We start from the raw sequence: 16,651 nt of genomic DNA, 5'->3' as shown, positions 1-16,651 counted from the left end.
CTGGAGTGTGCTGTGACCATCACCCCGCCCGCACTGAGCGTCTTCGAGAGCCTGGAGTCGGAGGTGCGCAGCTACTGCCGAAGCTGGCCCGCCGTCTTCGACCGCGCCCACGGCAGCCGGATGTACGACGAGGACGGCCACACCTACCTCGACTTCTTCGCCGGCGCCGGGGCGCTCAACTACGGCCACAACAACCCCGTGCTCAAACGCGCCCTGCTCGACTATCTCGAACGCGACGGCGTCACCCACGGCCTGGACATGGCGACGAGCGCCAAGCGCGCCTTCCTGGAGACCTTCCAGGACGTCGTGCTCCGCCCGCGCGACCTGCCGTACAAGGTGATGTTCCCCGGGCCGACGGGCACCAACGCCGTGGAGGCCGCGCTCAAGCTGGCCCGCAAGGCCAAGGGGCGCGAGTCGGTCGTCTCCTTCACCAACGCCTTCCACGGCATGTCGCTGGGCTCGCTGGCCGTCACCGGCAACGCCTTCAAGCGCGCCGGGGCCGGCATCCCGCTGGTGCACGGCACGCCCATGCCCTTCGACAACTACTTCGACGGGCAGGTCCCGGACTTCCTGTGGTTCGAGCGGCTCCTGGAGGACCAGGGCTCGGGCCTCAACACCCCCGCCGCCGTGATCGTCGAGACCGTGCAGGGGGAGGGCGGCATCAACGTCGCGCGCCCCGAGTGGCTCCGCGCGCTCGCCGCGCTGTGCGAGCGGCGCGACATGCTGCTCATCGTCGACGACATCCAGATGGGCTGCGGCCGCACCGGCGGCTTCTTCTCCTTCGAGGAGGCGGGCATCACGCCCGACATCGTCACCCTCTCCAAGTCCATCGGCGGCTACGGCATGCCCATGGCGCTCACCCTCTTCAAGCCCGAGCTCGACCTCTGGGAGCCCGGCGAGCACAACGGCACCTTCCGCGGCAACAACCCCGCCTTCGTCACCGCGGCCGCCGCCCTGAACGCCTACTGGACCGACGGCCAGACGGAGAAGCAGACCTTCGCCCGCGGCGAGCAGGTCGAGCAGGCACTGCGCGCGATCTGTGCCGAGCACCCCGCCCTGGGCGGGCGGTACCGCGGCCGGGGCCTGGTCTGGGGCCTGGAGTTCACCGACCGCGCGCGGGCGTCCGCCGTCGCCGCGCGCGCCTTCGAACTCGGCCTGCTCATCGAGACCTCCGGCCCCGAGAGCGAGGTCGTCAAGCTGCTCCCGGCCCTGACCATCTCCCCCGAGGACCTCGACGAGGGCCTGCGCATCCTCGCCCGCGCGGTCCGCGAGACCGCCTGAGCGGCATCCCGCCCGGCCCGCCCCCGGCCCGCCCCGGGCAGAAACCAGACAGAAACCAGACTGAAAGAGGCACCACCATGATCGTCCGCTCGTTCAAGGACATCGAGGGCACCGACCGGCACGTCAAGGCCAAGTCGGGCACCTGGGAGAGCAAGCGCATCGTCCTCGCCAAGGAGCGCGTCGGCTTCTCCCTGCACGAGACCACGCTCTACGCCGGAACCGAGACCTCCATGTGGTACGCCAACCACATCGAGGCCGTGCTGTGTGTCGAGGGCGAGGCCGAACTCACCAACGACGAGACCGGCGAGAAGCACCTGATCACGCCCGGCACGATGTATCTGCTGGACGGCCACGAGAAGCACACCATGCGCCCCAGGACCGACTTCCGCTGCGTCTGCGTCTTCAACCCGCCGGTCACCGGCCGGGAGGACCACGACGAGAACGGCGTCTACCCGCTGCTCACGGAGGAGGGCTGACATGACGGCCACGGCCGAAGACCTCTACCCCACCCGCGGCGCCCAAGAGGTGTCCGTCCCCCGCCAGGACCCCGTCGTCTGGTCCGGCCCCGGCGCCCCCGGGCCGATCGGCGCGGCGGAGCTGGAGGGCTACGACCGTGACGGCTTCCTGACGGTCGATCAACTCCTCGGCCCCTACGAGGTGGCCCGCTACCGCGCCGAGCTCGACCGGCTGATCGCCGACCCCGCCGTACGGGCCGACGAGCGCTCGGTCATAGAGCCGAAGTCGCAGGACGTGCGCTCGGTCTTCGAGGTCCACCGCATCAGCGAGGTCTTCGCCGCGCTCGTGCGCGACCCCCGCGTGGTCGGCCGGGCCCGGCAGATCCTCGGCTCGGACGTCTACGTCCACCAGTCCCGGATCAACGTCAAACCCGGCTTCGGCGCCTCCGGGTTCTACTGGCACTCCGACTTCGAGACCTGGCACGCCGAGGACGGGCTGCCGCGCATGCGGACCGTCTCGGTCTCCATCGCCCTCACCGAGAACCACGACACCAACGGCGGGCTGATGATCATGCCCGGCTCGCACCGGACGTTCCTCGGCTGCGCCGGTGAGACGCCGCGCGACAACTACAAGCGGTCGCTGCGCACGCAGGAGGCGGGCACGCCCTCCGACAAGGCCCTGACCGGCTTCGCCGAGCAGCACGGCATCAAGCTGTTCACCGGCCCGGCCGGCTCGGCGACGTGGTTCGACTCCAACTGCATGCACGGTTCGGGCGACAACATCACACCCTTCCCCCGCAGCAACGTCTTCATCGTCTTCAACAGCGTGGAGAACGCGGCGGTGGAACCGTTCGCCGCACCGGTGCGCAGGCCGGAGTTCATCGGCGCGAGAGATTTCACGCCCGTGGTGTGACGGCGGAAGCGGGCGCCGGACGGGCCGGTTCCGCCGGCCCGTCCGGCGCCCGCTTCACAGCGCTTCCAGCAGCCGGTCCACGTCGGCGGCCGTGTTGTAGAGGTGGAACGCCGCACGGAGACCACCCGCGCGGGAGCTCACGTGCACCCCGGCCGCCGCGAGCCGCTCCACCGCGCCCCCGAGACCCGGGACCGCCACGATCGCGGAACCGGCCGCCTCCACCGGCACATGACCGAGCCCGGCGGCCCCCGCGCGGAAGCGGTCGGCGAGCGCCACGTCGTGCGCCCCGACGCGCGCCGTACCGAGCGACTCCACCAGGCGCAGACTCTCGCGGGCGGCCACGTACGAGAAGACGGGCACGTTCTCGTCGAAGCGGCGCGCGGACGCGGCCATCGGCTCGATGCGCCCGTAGCAGCTCTGCCACGGGTCCTCGCCCGAGACCCAGCCCGCGAACACCGGGACGAGGCCGCCGAGATCCTCCGGCACGGTGAGGAAGGCGGTGCCGCGGGGGCACAGCAGCCACTTGTAGCCGACGCAGACCGTGTAGTCGTGGGCCGCCGCGTCCACGGGCAGCCAGCCCGCGGCCTGGCTGACGTCGATCAGCGTGCGGGCGCCGTGGGCGCGGGCGGCCGCGCCGATCGCGCCGAGATCCGCGATCCGGCCGTCCGCCGACTGCACGGCGCTCACCGCGACCAGGGCCGTGCCGGGCCGCACCTCGTCGGCGGTCTTCTCCAGCGGCACGGTGCGCACCCGGAGGCCGGGGCGCGCGTGGAAGGGATTGACGAGCGAGCTGAAGTCGCCCTCCGCGACGAGGACTTCGGCGCCGGCGGGCAGGGACTGGGCGATCAGCCCGCAGTACACCGCCACCGAGCTCCCGGTGGCCACCCGCGCCGCGGGCACCCCGAGCAGCCGCCCGTAGGCCGCGCGCACCGCCTCCACGGCCGCCGAGAACACCTGCTCCTGGGGCCGGCCCTCGGAAGCGGCGGTGACGGATGCGGTCATGGCCGTGGCGGCGGCTGTGGGGATCAGGCCCCAGGCGGCGGTGTTCAGATACGTGGTCCCGGGGCTGAAGTGGTCAGGTGCGAGGCTCTCCATGCCGCTCCACTATGCGCGCGGGCGATCGTTCCGTCCACGCCCTTTCCGTCCGCCGCGCTTTCCGGTCACGCGCTTGGTCAGGGGCGTTCGTCCTCCTCAAGGCCGAGAAGGGTACGGCGTGTTCTGCCCCGGGGACGAGAAAAGGATCAGTCCTGCGGCGGAGGGGGTCCGCCGCCTGGGCCGACGCGCCGCGCGCCCCGCGTCGAGAAGCTGTTCGCATGAACCGAACGACAGTGCCCGCGCCCCGCGCGGCCTTCGCCGACGACCACGCCACCGCCTTCCCGACGGGTGGCGACGACCACGCGACCGCCGCGACCGGATGTCTCGGCCCGGGAGGACGGCGGCGGGCGGGGCCGCCGGGCTGATCACGCGGCGGCGACGCGTGTGACGGGAATCGACTCACGCGCCGGGTGAATCGAATGCCGCTGCGAAACTTACTCGTTGGGGTGAACTGATCCCAGGGGACTGCCCGTTCACCCTCAAGAGGTCAAATATGGCGGGGTCCCGCCGTCGGCGCGGCGATGTCCCCCATGGACCGCGCCGACGGCATCACGCCTCTTGTGGGGGTTCCACACACGTGTCCAGCACCACCAGCCCTTCCTTCGGCATGCCCGCACGCCGCCTCACCGCGCTCGCGGTGGCGGCCGCCGCGACCGCGACCGTCGTCGCCGGACCCGCGCACGCCACCGGAAGCGGCTCCGGCGGCCAAGGCAAGTCCGGCGCGGCCGTCCTGCGCACCGGGCTCGACGTCGCCCTGCTCGACAAGACCGTCCACGTCCCGCTCCACGCCTCCCTCAACGAGGTCCACGCGCCGGCCGACGCGGACAGGACGGCACTCGCCGTCACGCTCGACGGCGTGGCACAGGGCAAGCCCGTCGACGTCCTGCGCGCCGAGGCCGCCACCGCCCGCGCCACCGCCGACCGGAACAAGGCGGAGGGCTACGCCCGTCTCGTCCACGCCCGGGTGCACGTCCCCGGCCTGCCGCTCCTCTCGCTCATCGAGGTCCAGCAGGTCACCTCCACGGCCGTGTGCGAGGCGGGCAGGAAGCCCACCGCCACCTCGAACCTCCTGGGCGGCGTCTCGGTGCTCGGCCGGAAGGTCACGCTCACCCCGAACGGCACGACGAAGGTCGCGGTGCCCGGCGTCGGCGAAGTACGGCTCGACCTGTCCAGGACGGCCACGACCTCCCGCACGGCGGCGGCGAGCGCGCTGGCGCTCGACGTCGCGGTCAACCCGCTGAAGCTGAACGTGGCCGACGTGCGGGGCTCGGTGACGCTGGCGGAGGCCACGTGCGAGACCCCGGCCGCAGCGCAGGGCACGACCGGCGGGGACGTCGAACCCCGGACGGCGGCCCACGCGTCCGCCGCGCCGGCCGCCGCGAAGAACCTCGCCGAGACGGGCGGCGGCTCGGCCACGCCGTACGTGGCGGGAGCGGCGGCCTTGCTCGTCGCCGTGGGCGGGGGAGCCCTGTTCGTGGCCCGTCGTCGCTCGGCGGGTGGCAGGTAGCACCACGCTGCGCGGCGGTGTCCTCAAGCGCCCTCGGCCACCTCCCCCGGATGCCGTCCGGAGGCGCCCCCCACGGGCTTGATGTGGCTGAGGCGGGCGCGTATCCGACCTCTCCCGGGTGGCGATCAGCCCGTCCGGCGCCTGAGGACACGCCCGCGGGGCGCCCCCGGCCGACGGCCCGCACCAGACCGCTACTCCTCCGAGAGCACCGAGCGGAGCGCCTCCGTGAAGCGGTCCGTCGTCGCGCGGTCCCGGACCGCGAGGCGCAGATACTCCGGGCCCAGGCCCGGGAACGTGTCGCCGCGGCGGACCGCGAAGCCCAGCCCCCGCAGCCGGGAGCGGACCGTCACCGCGTCCGGCAGCCGGATCAGGACGAAGGGGCCCGCCGCCGGGCCGTGCACGCGGACCCCCTCGAACTCCGCGAGCGCCGCGACCAGATGGGCCCGGTCCGACGCCAGGTGGTGTGCCGCGTGGGCGGCCTCCGCGAGCGCCGGGGGCGCGCTGCACACCTCGGCCGCCGCGAGGGCGGGGGAGGAGACGGGCCACAGCGGCTGGCCCCGCTCCAGCCTCGCTATCGCGCCGGGCGAGGCGAGGACGTAGCCGATGCGCAGCCCCGCGAGGCCCCAGGTCTTCGTGAGGCTGCGCAGCACGACCAGGCCCGGCAGGTCCGTACGCGACGCCAGGGACTCGCGCTCGCCCGGCACCGCGTCCATGAACGCCTCGTCCACGACGAGGGTCCGCCCCGGGCGGGCGAGCTGGGCCAGCGCCTGCGCGGGGTGCAGGACCGACGTCGGGTTGGTGGGGTTGCCGACGATCACCAGGTCCGCGTCACCGGGCACCGCGCGCGGATCCAGCCGGAAGCCGTCCGCCGCGTCCAGGAGCACGCGCTCCACCGTGTGCCCGGCGGCCCGCAGCGCCGCCTCCGGCTCCGTGAACTGCGGGTGCACGACCACCGGCCGCCGCACCGGCAGGGCCCGCGCCAGCAGCACGAACGCCTCCGCCGCGCCCGCCGTCAGCAGCACCCGTTCCTCCGGCAGCCCGTGCCGCGCGGCCACGGCCCGCCGCGCCGCCCGCCCGTCCGGATAGGCGGCGAGCCCGTCGAGCGACCCCGCGATGTGCTCCCGCAGCCACTTCGGGGGCGTGCCGGAGCGCACGTTGACCGCGAGGTCGGTCAACTCCGCGCCGCCGCCGCGCACCTCGGCGTCGCCGTGGTGCCGCAGGTCGGGTTCGCTGGGTGTGTGCATGGCCGCGGGCCACCTTCTCTTGTGCGTGACGCCGGTCCAGGGCGCCGACGGGGCCCGTGCGAGGACCCGACCCGGAAACGGTACTGACGTCCCGCCCGCCGCCCTCACCCGGGTCCGCGCGCGACGGCGCAGGTCACCCGCGCCGACTTCCGCTTGCCGACCACCAGCGCCCCGCGCGGGCCGGCGGCCAGCAGCGCCGCGGCCTCGGCCACGCCCGGCACCCCCACGGCGGCGAGGACGGCGGACGAGGGGCTGGGCACCGCGACGGCGGCGAGCGCCCCGGCGCCGTAGGACAGGAGCGGCACACCGAGCCGCGCGGCGGCCTCGCGCAGCCCCGGCTCGCCGGCCTTCGCCTCGGCGGTGGCCAGCGCCGCGGGCGCCCCGCCGCCCGCCTCGCCGAGTGCCTGCCCGACCAGCGCGAGGACCTCGTCGGCCCCGGCACCCCGCCGGGCGCCGACACCGACGTAGAGCGCGGGGGCGGTCATCGGCTCTCCCGGGACGTGCGACGGTGGACATGCGGTGCGGGCGGGAGGTCAGTAAGCAGGAGGCGGGGCAGCCGCGAGAAGGGTGGTGGACCGGTGCCGGTCGTCGTCGCCCTGGGCGCGTTCCTGATGACGCTGCTCGGCGGCTGGACCGCCCAGCGGGTCGCCGACCGCCGCCACCTCGTCCTGGGGCTCGCCGGCGGGCTGATGCTGGGCGTCGTCGGCCTCGACCTGCTGCCAGGGGCGCTGGAGGCCGCCGGGCGGCGGATCTTCGGGGTGCCGGTCGCCCTGCTCTGCTTCGTCCTCGGCTTCCTCTCCGCCCACCTCGTCGAACGGCTCCTCGCCGTCCGCCGGGCCGACCACGGCGTCACCGGCCGGGTGCGCGTCCCCCAGGTGGGGCTCACCGCCGCCGCGGCGCTCGTCGGGCACAGCGCCATGGACGGCATCGCGATCGGCGCCGCCTTCCAGGTCGACAGCCCCATGGCCGCCTCCGTAGGGCTCGCGGTCATCGCCCACGACTTCGCCGACGGCTTCAACACGTACACGATCACCGGTCTGTACGGGAACGAGCGCCACCGCGCCCTGGTGATGCTCGGGGCCGACGCCGTCGCGCCCGTCGTCGGTGCCGCCTCGACGCTGCTGTTCACCCTTCCGGAGCACTTCCTCGGCATATACCTCGGATTCTTCGGCGGGGTGCTGCTCTATCTGGCGACCTCCGACATCCTCCCCGAGGCCCACCACCCGCACCCCGCCCGCTCCACCCTGGCCTGCACGGTGGCCGGAGTGGCGTTCGTCTGGCTCGTGGTGGGCCTCGCGAGCTGACGTCACCGCCGCGCCGCGCCCGCCACGAAGCGGTGGGCGGTGCCGGGGGAGCCCGCCCAGTGCGTGTGGAGATACGAGGCATGGACACCGCCTTGCGCGAAGCCCTCCACCCGGCGCTCCGGGTGCGTCATGCCCCACGCCGGGGTGGCACCGGTGCCCGGCTCGACGACCGTGCGGTGGAACTCGTGACCGCGTACGCGCGTGCCCGCCGCGGCCAGCGGACCGTCCGCGATGGCCACGGCCTCGCGGTAGCCGAGGGTGAGGCGCCCGGACATCCGGGCCTCCGCGGGCAGCACGCCGCACATGGGCTTCCCGTCGAGGGAGCGGCACAGATAGAGGAGGCCCGCGCACTCGGCGGCGATGGGCGCGCCCTGCTCCGCCAGGACGGCGACGGCCTTGCGCAGCGGTTCGTTGGCGGAGAGCTCGGGCGCGTACATCTCGGGGAAGCCGCCGCCGATGATCAACCCGGCGGTGTGTTCCGGCAGTCGCTCGTCCCGCAGCGGGTCGAAGGTGACGACTTCGGCGCCCGCCGCTGTGAGCAGCTCCGTGTGCTCGGCATACGAGAAGGTGAACGCGGGGCCGCCGGCGACGGCGACGACGGGGTTCTGTTCCCCAGCCCCGCCCCTTCCCGGCCGGGGCCGCTCCGCCGCTCCGCCGCGTGGGGGGCTCTGACCCGGGTCCCGGTCATGGTGCGGCCCGCTGACCGGGGAGTGCCCACCCGTTCCGCGCTGCGGAACGCCTGCCCACAACGGCTCGGACGGATCCCAGGCCGGCCCCGGCAGCGGCGGCGCGCTGTGCGCCAGGGCCAGCAGGCCCTTGAGGTCGCAGCCCTCGCGTACCTGTGCCGCCTGCGCGGACACCGCGGCCAGGGCCGCCGCGCTGCGCTCCGCCACCGGCACCAGGCCGAGGTGTCGGCTGGGCGTGTCGATCGCGGCCACGCGCCGCAGCGCGCCCAGCACCGGCACCCCCGACTCCGCCAACGCCTCGCGCAACAGCGCCTCATGGCGGTCCGAGCCGACCTTGTTCAGGATCACGCCCGCGAGCCGCACCTCCGGGTCCCACGAGGCGAAGCCGTGCACCAGCGCCGCCACCGACCGCGACTGCGACGACGCGTCCACGACCAGCACGACCGGCGCCTTCAGCAGCTTCGCCACATGCGCCGTCGACGCCAGCTCGCCCAGCCCGCTCGCCCCGTCGTAGAGACCCATCACCCCCTCGACCAGGGCGAGATCGCAGTCCGCCGCGCCGTGCAGGAACAGCGGGGCGATCCGCTCCGGCCCGCACATATAGGCGTCCAGATTGCGGCCGGGGCGGCCGGTCGCCAGCGCGTGGTAGCCCGGGTCGATGTAGTCGGGGCCGACCTTGTGCGGGGACACCGTGAGCCCGGCGTCCGTGAAGGCCCGCATCAGGCCGGTGGCGACGGTCGTCTTGCCGCTCCCGGAGGCGGGCGCGGCGATGACGAGACGGGGTACGTTCACCACTCGATGCCCCGCTGGCCCTTCTGTCCCACGTCCATCGGGTGCTTGACCTTGGACATGTCCGTCACCAGATCGGCGAAGTCGATCAGCTTCTCCGGGGCGTTGCGGCCGGTGATCACCACATGCTGGGTGCCGGGCCGGTCCCGCAGCACCGAGACCACCTCGTCCGTGTCGATCCACCCCCAGTGCATCGGATACGCGAACTCGTCCAGCACGTAGAGCTTGTACGACTCCGCCGCCAGGTCCCGCTTCACCTGCTCCCAGCCCTCGCGCGCCGCCTCCTCGCTGGAGGCGATGTCACGCTGCACCCAGGACCAGCCCTCGCCCATCTTGTGCCAGGCGACCGTGCCGCCCTCGCCCGAGTCGCCGAGCACCTTCAGCGCCCGCTCCTCGCCGACCTTCCACTTCGCGGACTTCACGAACTGGAAAACCCCGACCGGCCACCCCTGGTTCCACGCGCGGAGCGCCAGCCCGAACGCGGCCGTCGACTTGCCCTTGCCGATGCCCGTGTGGACGAAGACCAGCGGCCGGTTGCGGCGCTGGCGTGTGGTGAGACCGTCGTCCGGAACGACGGCCGGCTGTCCCTGCGGCATTAAGCGGCCCTCCTGGAGCTTGTGTTCCTCACCGTACGTACGAGCGCGGAGACGCTGTCCGCGCGCAGTTCCTCCAGCGTGACCACCGGGCCCCGCAGCTCCCGGCCCAGCTCGCCCGCCAGCCCGAGCCGCACCGGGCCCGTCTCGCAGTCCACGACCACCGATGCCGTGCCCTCGCCGGCCAGCAGCCGCGCGGCCCGCGCCGCCCGCGCGAGCGGCTCGGGGCCGCCCGTCGCCCGCCCGTCGGTCACGACGACCAGCAGCGGCCGCCGCGACGGGTCACGCAGCCGCTCCACCCGCAGCACCTCGCGCGCCTGGAGCAGCCCCGCCGCCAGCGGCGTACGGCCCCCGGTCGGCAACCGCTCCAGCCGGGCCGCGCCCACGTCCACCGACGACGTCGGCGGCAGCGCCACCTCCGCGCCCGCGCCCCGGAAGGTGATCATCCCGATCTTGTCCCGGCGCTGGTAGGCGTCGAGCAGCAGCGACAGCACCGCGCCCTTGACCGCACCCATCCGCTTGCGCGCCGCCATCGAACCGGACGCGTCCACGACGAACAGCACGAGGTTGCCCTCGCGCCCCTCGCGCACCGCCTCCCGCAGGTCGTCACGGTGCACGACCAGGCCCGGCCCGCCGCGCCCGCGCGCCCGCTGGTGCGGTGCCGCCGCCTGTACGGTCGCCGCCAGATGCAGCTTCGCCAGCGCGCCCCGCGGGCGCCGGGCCCCCGTCGTCCGGCCGTGCGCGGTACGCGCCCGCGAACGCCGCCCGTCCGCGCCCTCGCCCAGGCCCGGAACGTCGAACTTGCGCGTACGGAACGGATCCGCGGCGGCGACCGCCGGGGCGTCACCGCCCGCCGCCGGGCGCTCCTGCCCGTCGGCCGCGCCCTGTCCGTCGTGCGCCTCAGGGGCCTGGGGCGTCGAACTCTCCTGCCGCGCCGGGGCGTTCTCCTGTGACTCGGCCTGCGCCGGGACGTCCGGGGTGCCCGGCCCGTCCGCGTCCCGCGGCGGCTCGCCACCGCCGGGGCCGTCGTCACCGGGACCGTCGTCCGGACCCTCCGGCTCCGGGTCGGGCTCGGGCTCCGGCTCGTCGTCCTCGAACTGCCGCAGGATCTCGTCGAGTTTGTCCTCGTCCAGGCCGGGCGCGTCGAAGGGCGCACGGCGCCGGCGGTGGGGAAGGGCCAGCAGCGCGGCCTGCCGTACGTCCTCGGTCACGACGTCCGTACGGCCCGCCCACGCGGCGAGCGCGGTAGCCGTGCGCGCGGTGACGATGTCGGCGCGCATGCCGTCCACCTCGAACCCGGCGCAGACCGCGGCGATCCGGCGCAGCGCCCCGTCACCGAGCCGCACCGCCGGCAGCAGGGCGCGCGCGGCGGCGATGCGTTCGCGCAGCGCGTCCTCCTCGGCGGCCCACTTGGCGGTGAAGGCGGCCGGGTCCTCGTCGTAGGCGAGCCGGCGGCGTACGACCTCGACGCGCTCGTCGGGCTCGCGGGACGCGGCGACCTCGACGGTCAGCCCGAAGCGGTCGAGGAGCTGCGGGCGGAGCTCGCCCTCCTCGGGGTTCATGGTGCCGACGAGGAGGAAGCGGCTGGCGTGGCGTACGGAGACGCCTTCGCGCTCGACGGACGAGGAACCGGTCGCGGCCGCGTCGAGGAGCGAGTCCACGAGGTGATCACCCAGCAGATTGACCTCGTCGACGTAGAGCACCCCGCGGTGCGCGGCGGCCAGCAGGCCGGGCTCGAACGCCTTCACGCCCTCGGACAGCGCCCGCTCGATGTCGAGCGCGCCGACGAGCCGGTCCTCGGAGGCGCCGACGGGCAGTTCGACCATGCGCGCGGGGCGCGGGGCGTGCGGGGCGCCGTCCTCGTGCGGCCCGTCCGGGCAGGTGGGGTCGGGGGCTGCCGGGTCGCAGGCGAACCGGCAGCCGGTGACGGCCGTGACCTCGGGCAGCAGTGCGGCCAGGCTTCGGACAGCGGTCGTCTTGGCCGTGCCCTTCTCGCCCCGTACGAGCACTCCGCCGATGGCGGGCGAGAGGGCGTTGAGCAACAGGCCGAGCCGCATGTCGTCCATGCCGACGATCGCGGTGAACGGATAGGTGGTGCTCATGCGGTGACCGCTCCTTCGAGTGACGTCCGTCCTTCCCCGCGCCTGCGGGGCCGGTGAGTTCGCGGGTGCGGGACCGGTCATGGTGCCCCCGGCGGTATGAACGGCAGCCCCGTCGGAACCCCGTCCTCGATCAGCCGCAGCAGCGCGTCCGTGTCTGCGTGCTCCTCGATGAGATCGCCCAGCCGGTCCAGCTGCTCCTCGCGCAGTGCCGCGAACGACGTGTCCGGTGCCGGGACGAACGCGCGCCCCGCCGCCTCCGCGACGCGCCGCAGGAACGCTCTCCGGAAGCCGTCGCTCTCCAGCGAGCCGTGCCAGTGCGTACCCCACACCGCGCCCGAGCGGCAGCCGTCCAGACTGCGTCCATCGTCACCAGAGGTGAACAGCTCCTCCCCGCCCAGCACTTCGGCGACACCGTGATGGATCTCGTAGCCCTCCACCCGCTCGCCGAGCGCCTCGCCGACCGGCCGGGCCAGCGTCTTCTCGACCGCGAACCGCACCCGGACCGGCAGCAGGCCCAGGCCCTCGACCGTGCCCGCCTTCGACTCGACCTCGTCCTCGATGCGCTCGCCCAGCAGCTGGAAGCCGCCGCAGATGCCCAGCACCGGCCGGCCCTCCGCCGCGCGCCGCGCGATCGCGTCCGCCAGCCCGCGCTCGCGCAGCCAGGCGAGCGCCCGTACGGTGCCGCGGGTGCCCGGCACGACGACCAGGTCCGCGTCGAGGAGCTCCTCCGGGCGGTCCACGAACCGTACGACCACGCCCGGTTCGGCGGCGAGCGCGTCGACGTCGGTGAAGTTCGACATCAGCGGCACCGCGCACACGGCGACGCGCAGCACGTCGGCGCCGTGCGGCGGAGCGACCACCGACTCGCGCACCGCACCGCGCATCGACACCCGCAGGCCGTCCTCCTCGTCGATGCCGAGGCCGTGGGCGAAGGGCAGCACGCCGACCGTGGGCCGTCCGGTCAGGTCCCGCAGCATCTCCAGGCCGGGCTCCAGCAGCGTCACGTCACCCCGGAACTTGTTGACCAGATAGCCCGCTATGTGCGCCTGGTCCTCGCGGGACAGCAGCGCCGTCGTGCCGAAGAACGACGCGAACACCCCGCCCCTGTCGATGTCCCCGACCACGACGACGGGCAGCCGCGCCGCCCGGGCTATGCCCATGTTGACGATGTCGGTGCGCCGCAGGTTGATCTCGGCGGGGCTGCCCGCGCCCTCGCAGATCACGGCGTCGTGGGTGCGCCGCAGCTCCTCCAGGCACTCGGTCACCGTGCCGAACAGCCGCTCCTGGCGCCCCCAGTGCCGGGTCCCCCCGGGGGACGACCCCTCGGGCGCCCCGAAATACCCGCGCGCGCTGAGCTCGCCCACCGGCTTGCCCATCAGCACCACCTGGCTGCTGCGGTCACTGCCGGGCTTGAGCAGCACGGGGTTCATCAGGGCCGACGGCTCCACCCGGGCCGCGGCGGCCTGCATGGCCTGCGCGCGGCCTATCTCCGCGCCCTCGCGGGTCACGAAGGAGTTGAGCGACATGTTCTGTGCCTTGAACGGCGCGACCTTGACGCCCTTGCGGACCAGCCACCGGCAGATCCCGGCGGTCACCACGCTCTTGCCCGCGTCCGAGGTCGTCCCGGCCACGAGCAGGCCCCCGCCCAGCGGGCCCGTCGGCCCGCCCTTGTCCGCTGTCACCGGTTCCTCCTCGTAAGGCGATCTGGGGAAAGGCTGCCCGCCGCGCGGCCCCGGGAGACGGCGGCCCGCACCCCGATCGCGACGCCCAGCGCCAGCAGCGACACCCGCCGGGAGAGGCGCACGGCGCGCTCGATGTCGGCGGCCTCCACCGGGCGGTTCTCCGCGCCCAGGACGGGGCGGTGCTCGACGCGGCCCTTGTAGGCGAGGGTGCCGCCGAGGCGCACGCCGAGCGCCCCCGCGAACGCGGCTTCCACGGGGCCCGCGTTGGGGCTCGGGTGCCGGGACGCGTCACGCCGGGCCACCCGCCAGGCGCCCCGCGGGTCGGGCCCGGCGAGCACGGCGAGGGCGGCGGTGAGCCGGGCGCCGGGCCAGCCGACGACGTCGTCGAGCCGGGCCGAGGCCCAGCCGAAGCGGCGGTAGCGGGGCGACTTGTGGCCCACCATGGCGTCCAGGGTGTTGACGGCACGGAAACCGGCCAGCCCCGCAACACCGCCCAGCGCACCCCATACGAGGGCGCCCACGACGGCGTCGGAGGTGTTCTCCGCGACGGACTCCACGACGGCGCGGGCCAGCTGCGGACCGTCCAGCGCCTCGGGGTCGCGCCCGCACAGATGGGGCAGCCGCTCCCGGGCGACCTCCAGGTCACCCACGGCGAGCGCGCCCCCGATGGCGCGGGCCTCACGGCCCAGCGAGGTGCCGCCGAGCACAGCCCAGGTGGTGGCGGCGGTCAGGGCGATCGTGGCGGCGGGGGAGGGGCGTACGGCACGGGCCAGCACTCCGGCGGCGGCCACGGTGCCGCCCGCGCACAGCAGCGTGTGCAGGGCGCCGTGACCGCGGTGGTCGCGCCACAGCCGCTGTTCCACGGCCTGCGCGGCACGTCCGAAGGCGGCCACGGGATGGCCGTGGCGGGGGTCGCCGAGAGCGAGGTCGCCGAGAAAGCCGAGCGTGGCACCGCACGCGAAACCGAGGTGATCGGCGCGCATCGGATCAGACCGCCGTCGCGTGGTACCTGGATCCGCGGGAACGGGACGGTCGGCGGCAGCCGGACATGGCGATGTGTCCTCACTCAGGGTCCGCGCCCTGGCTCGACGTGACCGGCGACCAGAGTCTCCTGGCTCCCGGATCGACGCCGCCCCGGCCTTCCCGCCCGCGCGTGCGGGCCGTGGCACTCCGATGGGGGAGACGCTCCCCGGTGACAGTGGCGGGACCGCGCCGGACTCGCACCGGCTTCCTCTGCTGTCGCCGTTTGGCCCCGGAAGTCCACCATGGGGTGTGAACGGGCGTCAACTTCCCTCTGGACGGGTTCGCTGCGCTCTACCGGGCGGATTGTTGCCGGGTGCGGGTCGCTGGCGCCTGCGGCGGGCTTTTTCCTCAAACGCCGGACAGGCTGAGTATCAGCCTGTCCGGCGTTTGAGGACAACGCGCGAAGCGTGTTGCCGGGGGTCCGGGGGCGTGCCCCCGGTTTCGGGAAGGGGCGGGGCCGGGGAACAAATCCCGCTCCCCCGCCTACCCCACGATCAAAAAGATCCCGTACCCCACAGCCGCCGCGCACAGCGCGAAGCACGCGTACGCCCCGGACCGCGCCAGAACCCGCGGAGCCGCGCCGCCCGCAGGGCGCGACGTGCCCACGATCCCGAGCGTGAAGACGCCGACCAATCCGACGGTCACCACGACGCTGACGCCGAAGACCTGACCGAGAGCTGCCCAGTCGATGTGCATGGTGTGGATTCCTTAGCTCGCCGCGGCGGCGGGGGCGCGCCCGGCTTCGGGGGAGACGGCGACCACCGGGGCGGCGGTCACGGGGCCGGCCGGCGGCGGGGCGACGGCCTGGAGCGCGGCGGTGACCACCCCGGCCGGCTCCGCCGTTTCCGGCTGGACCTCGTTGACGCTGTCGTGGGTGACCGGCTTGCGGCGGGAAGCGGCGTAGATCGCGCCGCACACCAGCAGGCCGAGCACGGCGACGGTGGTGACGCCCCAGTCGCCCTGGTCGGCGAGGAACGCGGCGCCACCGGCGACGATGCCCGCGGCCGGGAGCGTCAGGCACCAGGCGACGGCCATCCGGCCCGCGGTCGACCAGCGCACCACGCCGCCCTTGCGGCCGAGGCCGGAGCCCATGATCGCGCCGGAGCAGACCTGGGTGGTGGAGAGGGCGAAGCCGATGTGCGAGGAGGCGAGGATCACGGTCGCGGCGCCGGTCTGGGCGGCGAAGCCCTGCGGCGGCTGGATGTCGGTGAGGCCCTTGCCGAGCGTACGGATGATGCGCCAGCCGCCCAGGTACGTACCGAGCGCGATGGCCAGGCCCGCGGAGACGATGACCCACAGCGGCGGGTCGGAGTGCGGGGCGACGACGCCGCCGGTCACGAGCGCGAGGGTGATGACACCCATCGTCTTCTGCGCGTCGTTGGTGCCGTGGGCGAGGGAGACCAGGGCGGCCGAGGCGATCTGCCCGGCGCGGTAGCCCTTGGCGGTCTCCTTCTCCTCGCGGCCCTTGGCGAGCCGGTAGGTGAGCCGGGTGGCGACCATGGCGGCGATGCCCGCCACGATGGGCGCCGCGACGGCCGGGATGAGGACCTTCATGACGACCTTGTCGGCGTTCACCGCGTTGAAACCGACGGACACGACGGTCGCGCCGATCAGGCCGCCGAAGAGGGCGTGGGAGGAGCTGGAGGGCAGGCCGGCCAGCCACGTCAGCAGGTTCCAGACGATCGCGCCGATCAGCCCCGCGAAGATCACTTCGGGTCTGATCCCGGCACTCTCGTCGATGATGCCCCCGGAGATGGTCTTGGCGACCTCGACGGACAGGAACGCGCCGACGAGGTTGAGAACCGCCGACATCGCCACCGCGACCTTGGGCTTGAGCGCCCCGGTGGAGATGGTGGTGGCCATGGCGTTGGCCGTGTCGTGGAAGCCGTTCGTAAAGTCGAACACCAAGGCCGTGACGATCACGATCCCGATGAGAAGCGTGATGTGTTCCATTCACCCAGGCAATCAGCTCGATGG

Annotated in this window: 16 protein-coding genes and 1 riboswitch; of the genes, 6 read left to right on the top strand and 10 right to left on the bottom strand. The window is 74.1% G+C overall.

Translation table 11 applies throughout. The annotated features are described in order from the left end of the window. Positions 1-12: 12 nt before the first annotated feature. The 3 genes from ectB to thpD all read left to right on the top strand — a co-directional run bounded on the left by ectB (position 13) and on the right by thpD (position 2,649). Complete coding sequence (ectB, locus tag ACH427_RS00380) at positions 13-1,281, top strand: diaminobutyrate--2-oxoglutarate transaminase (RefSeq protein WP_398867112.1); 1,269 nt, start codon at positions 13-15, stop codon at positions 1,279-1,281. 77 nt (positions 1,282-1,358) lie between these two features. Beyond that, complete coding sequence (locus ACH427_RS00375) at positions 1,359-1,757, top strand: ectoine synthase (protein ID WP_398867111.1); 399 nt, start codon at positions 1,359-1,361, stop codon at positions 1,755-1,757. Between the two features lies 1 nt (position 1,758). Then, positions 1,759-2,649 carry an ectoine hydroxylase gene (gene thpD, locus ACH427_RS00370; RefSeq protein WP_398867110.1) on the top strand — a complete coding sequence of 297 codons (891 nt, stop codon included), beginning with the start codon at positions 1,759-1,761 and terminating at the stop codon, positions 2,647-2,649. Positions 2,650-2,703: 54 nt separating this feature from the next. Here the strand turns inward: thpD and ACH427_RS00365 are convergent, their stop codons facing one another. Next, complete coding sequence (locus ACH427_RS00365; RefSeq protein WP_398867109.1) at positions 2,704-3,744, bottom strand: aminotransferase class V-fold PLP-dependent enzyme; 1,041 nt, start codon at positions 3,742-3,744, stop codon at positions 2,704-2,706. A 218-nt stretch (positions 3,745-3,962) separates the two neighbouring features. On the opposite strand from ACH427_RS00365, the gene ACH427_RS00360 reads away from it, so the two are divergent. Both ACH427_RS00360 and ACH427_RS00355 read left to right on the top strand, forming a co-directional pair. Beyond that, positions 3,963-4,109, top strand: coding sequence for a hypothetical protein (locus tag ACH427_RS00360; RefSeq protein WP_398867108.1), 147 nt, complete (start codon positions 3,963-3,965; stop codon positions 4,107-4,109). A 242-nt stretch (positions 4,110-4,351) separates the two neighbouring features. After that, on the top strand, positions 4,352-5,251 hold the full coding sequence (locus ACH427_RS00355) for an SCO1860 family LAETG-anchored protein (protein ID WP_398867477.1): 900 nt from the start codon (positions 4,352-4,354) through the stop codon (positions 5,249-5,251). A gap of 191 nt (positions 5,252-5,442) precedes the next feature. On the opposite strand, the gene cobC is transcribed toward ACH427_RS00355, so the two are convergent. Continuing rightward, positions 5,443-6,495, bottom strand: a complete 1,053-nt coding sequence (cobC, locus tag ACH427_RS00350; RefSeq protein ID WP_398867107.1) for an Rv2231c family pyridoxal phosphate-dependent protein CobC — start codon at positions 6,493-6,495, stop codon at positions 5,443-5,445. A gap of 104 nt (positions 6,496-6,599) precedes the next feature. Continuing rightward, the gene (locus ACH427_RS00345) at positions 6,600-6,980 is read right to left on the bottom strand and encodes a cobalamin biosynthesis protein (protein WP_398867106.1); all 381 of its coding nucleotides are present in this window, start codon (positions 6,978-6,980) and stop codon (positions 6,600-6,602) included. Between the two features lie 93 nt (positions 6,981-7,073). Here ACH427_RS00345 and ACH427_RS00340 point away from each other — a divergent pair, with 93 nt between their 5' ends. Further along, positions 7,074-7,799, top strand: coding sequence for a ZIP family metal transporter (locus ACH427_RS00340; RefSeq protein WP_398867105.1), 726 nt, complete (start codon positions 7,074-7,076; stop codon positions 7,797-7,799). A 2-nt stretch (positions 7,800-7,801) separates the two neighbouring features. Here the strand turns inward: ACH427_RS00340 and ACH427_RS00335 are convergent, their stop codons facing one another. The 7 genes from ACH427_RS00335 to ACH427_RS00305 all read right to left on the bottom strand — a co-directional run bounded on the left by ACH427_RS00335 (position 7,802) and on the right by ACH427_RS00305 (position 16,627). Next, positions 7,802-9,280, bottom strand: coding sequence for a cobyrinate a,c-diamide synthase (locus ACH427_RS00335; RefSeq protein WP_398867104.1), 1,479 nt, complete (start codon positions 9,278-9,280; stop codon positions 7,802-7,804). After that, positions 9,274-9,870, bottom strand: a complete 597-nt coding sequence (cobO, locus tag ACH427_RS00330) for a cob(I)yrinic acid a,c-diamide adenosyltransferase (RefSeq protein ID WP_398867103.1) — start codon at positions 9,868-9,870, stop codon at positions 9,274-9,276. The genes ACH427_RS00335 and cobO overlap by 7 nt, the downstream gene beginning before the upstream one ends. Beyond that, complete coding sequence (locus ACH427_RS00325; RefSeq protein WP_398867102.1) at positions 9,870-11,969, bottom strand: putative cobaltochelatase; 2,100 nt, start codon at positions 11,967-11,969, stop codon at positions 9,870-9,872. The genes cobO and ACH427_RS00325 overlap by 1 nt, the downstream gene beginning before the upstream one ends. A 77-nt stretch (positions 11,970-12,046) precedes the next feature. After that, the gene (locus tag ACH427_RS00320) at positions 12,047-13,618 is read right to left on the bottom strand and encodes a cobyric acid synthase (RefSeq protein WP_398867476.1); all 1,572 of its coding nucleotides are present in this window, start codon (positions 13,616-13,618) and stop codon (positions 12,047-12,049) included. Positions 13,619-13,647: 29 nt separating this feature from the next. After that, the gene (locus ACH427_RS00315) at positions 13,648-14,634 is read right to left on the bottom strand and encodes a cobalamin biosynthesis protein (RefSeq protein WP_398867101.1); all 987 of its coding nucleotides are present in this window, start codon (positions 14,632-14,634) and stop codon (positions 13,648-13,650) included. A gap of 121 nt (positions 14,635-14,755) precedes the next feature. Continuing rightward, positions 14,756-14,886, bottom strand: a riboswitch (cobalamin riboswitch). Between the two features lie 271 nt (positions 14,887-15,157). Continuing rightward, entirely contained in the window at positions 15,158-15,370 is a 213-nt protein-coding gene (locus ACH427_RS00310; RefSeq protein ID WP_398867100.1) for a hypothetical protein, read from the bottom strand. 12 nt (positions 15,371-15,382) lie between these two features. Further along, positions 15,383-16,627 carry an anion permease gene (locus ACH427_RS00305; RefSeq protein WP_398867099.1) on the bottom strand — a complete coding sequence of 415 codons (1,245 nt, stop codon included), beginning with the start codon at positions 16,625-16,627 and terminating at the stop codon, positions 15,383-15,385. Positions 16,628-16,651: the final 24 nt, after the last annotated feature.

This window comes from Streptomyces sp. NPDC020379, from assembly GCF_044387105.1.
Lineage (GTDB): Bacteria > Actinomycetota > Actinomycetes > Streptomycetales > Streptomycetaceae > Streptomyces.
This window is presented reverse-complemented; position numbering and strand designations above follow the sequence as displayed.

Excerpts from the sequence above, each read along its gene's own strand:
- ACH427_RS00375 (WP_398867111.1), top strand. The coding sequence starts at position 1,359 with ATGATCGTCCGCTCGTTCAAGGACATCGAGGGCACCGACCGGCACGTC.
- thpD (WP_398867110.1), top strand. The coding sequence starts at position 1,759 with ATGACGGCCACGGCCGAAGACCTCTACCCCACCCGCGGCGCCCAAGAG.
- ACH427_RS00365 (WP_398867109.1), bottom strand. The coding sequence starts at position 3,744 with ATGGAGAGCCTCGCACCTGACCACTTCAGCCCCGGGACCACGTATCTG.
- ACH427_RS00360 (WP_398867108.1), top strand. The coding sequence starts at position 3,963 with ATGAACCGAACGACAGTGCCCGCGCCCCGCGCGGCCTTCGCCGACGAC.
- ACH427_RS00355 (WP_398867477.1), top strand. The coding sequence starts at position 4,352 with ATGCCCGCACGCCGCCTCACCGCGCTCGCGGTGGCGGCCGCCGCGACC.
- cobC (WP_398867107.1), bottom strand. The coding sequence starts at position 6,495 with ATGCACACACCCAGCGAACCCGACCTGCGGCACCACGGCGACGCCGAG.
- ACH427_RS00345 (WP_398867106.1), bottom strand. The coding sequence starts at position 6,980 with ATGACCGCCCCCGCGCTCTACGTCGGTGTCGGCGCCCGGCGGGGTGCC.
- cobO (WP_398867103.1), bottom strand. The coding sequence starts at position 9,870 with ATGCCGCAGGGACAGCCGGCCGTCGTTCCGGACGACGGTCTCACCACA.
- ACH427_RS00325 (WP_398867102.1), bottom strand. The coding sequence starts at position 11,969 with ATGAGCACCACCTATCCGTTCACCGCGATCGTCGGCATGGACGACATG.
- ACH427_RS00315 (WP_398867101.1), bottom strand. The coding sequence starts at position 14,634 with ATGCGCGCCGATCACCTCGGTTTCGCGTGCGGTGCCACGCTCGGCTTT.
- ACH427_RS00310 (WP_398867100.1), bottom strand. The coding sequence starts at position 15,370 with ATGCACATCGACTGGGCAGCTCTCGGTCAGGTCTTCGGCGTCAGCGTC.
- ACH427_RS00305 (WP_398867099.1), bottom strand. The coding sequence starts at position 16,627 with ATGGAACACATCACGCTTCTCATCGGGATCGTGATCGTCACGGCCTTG.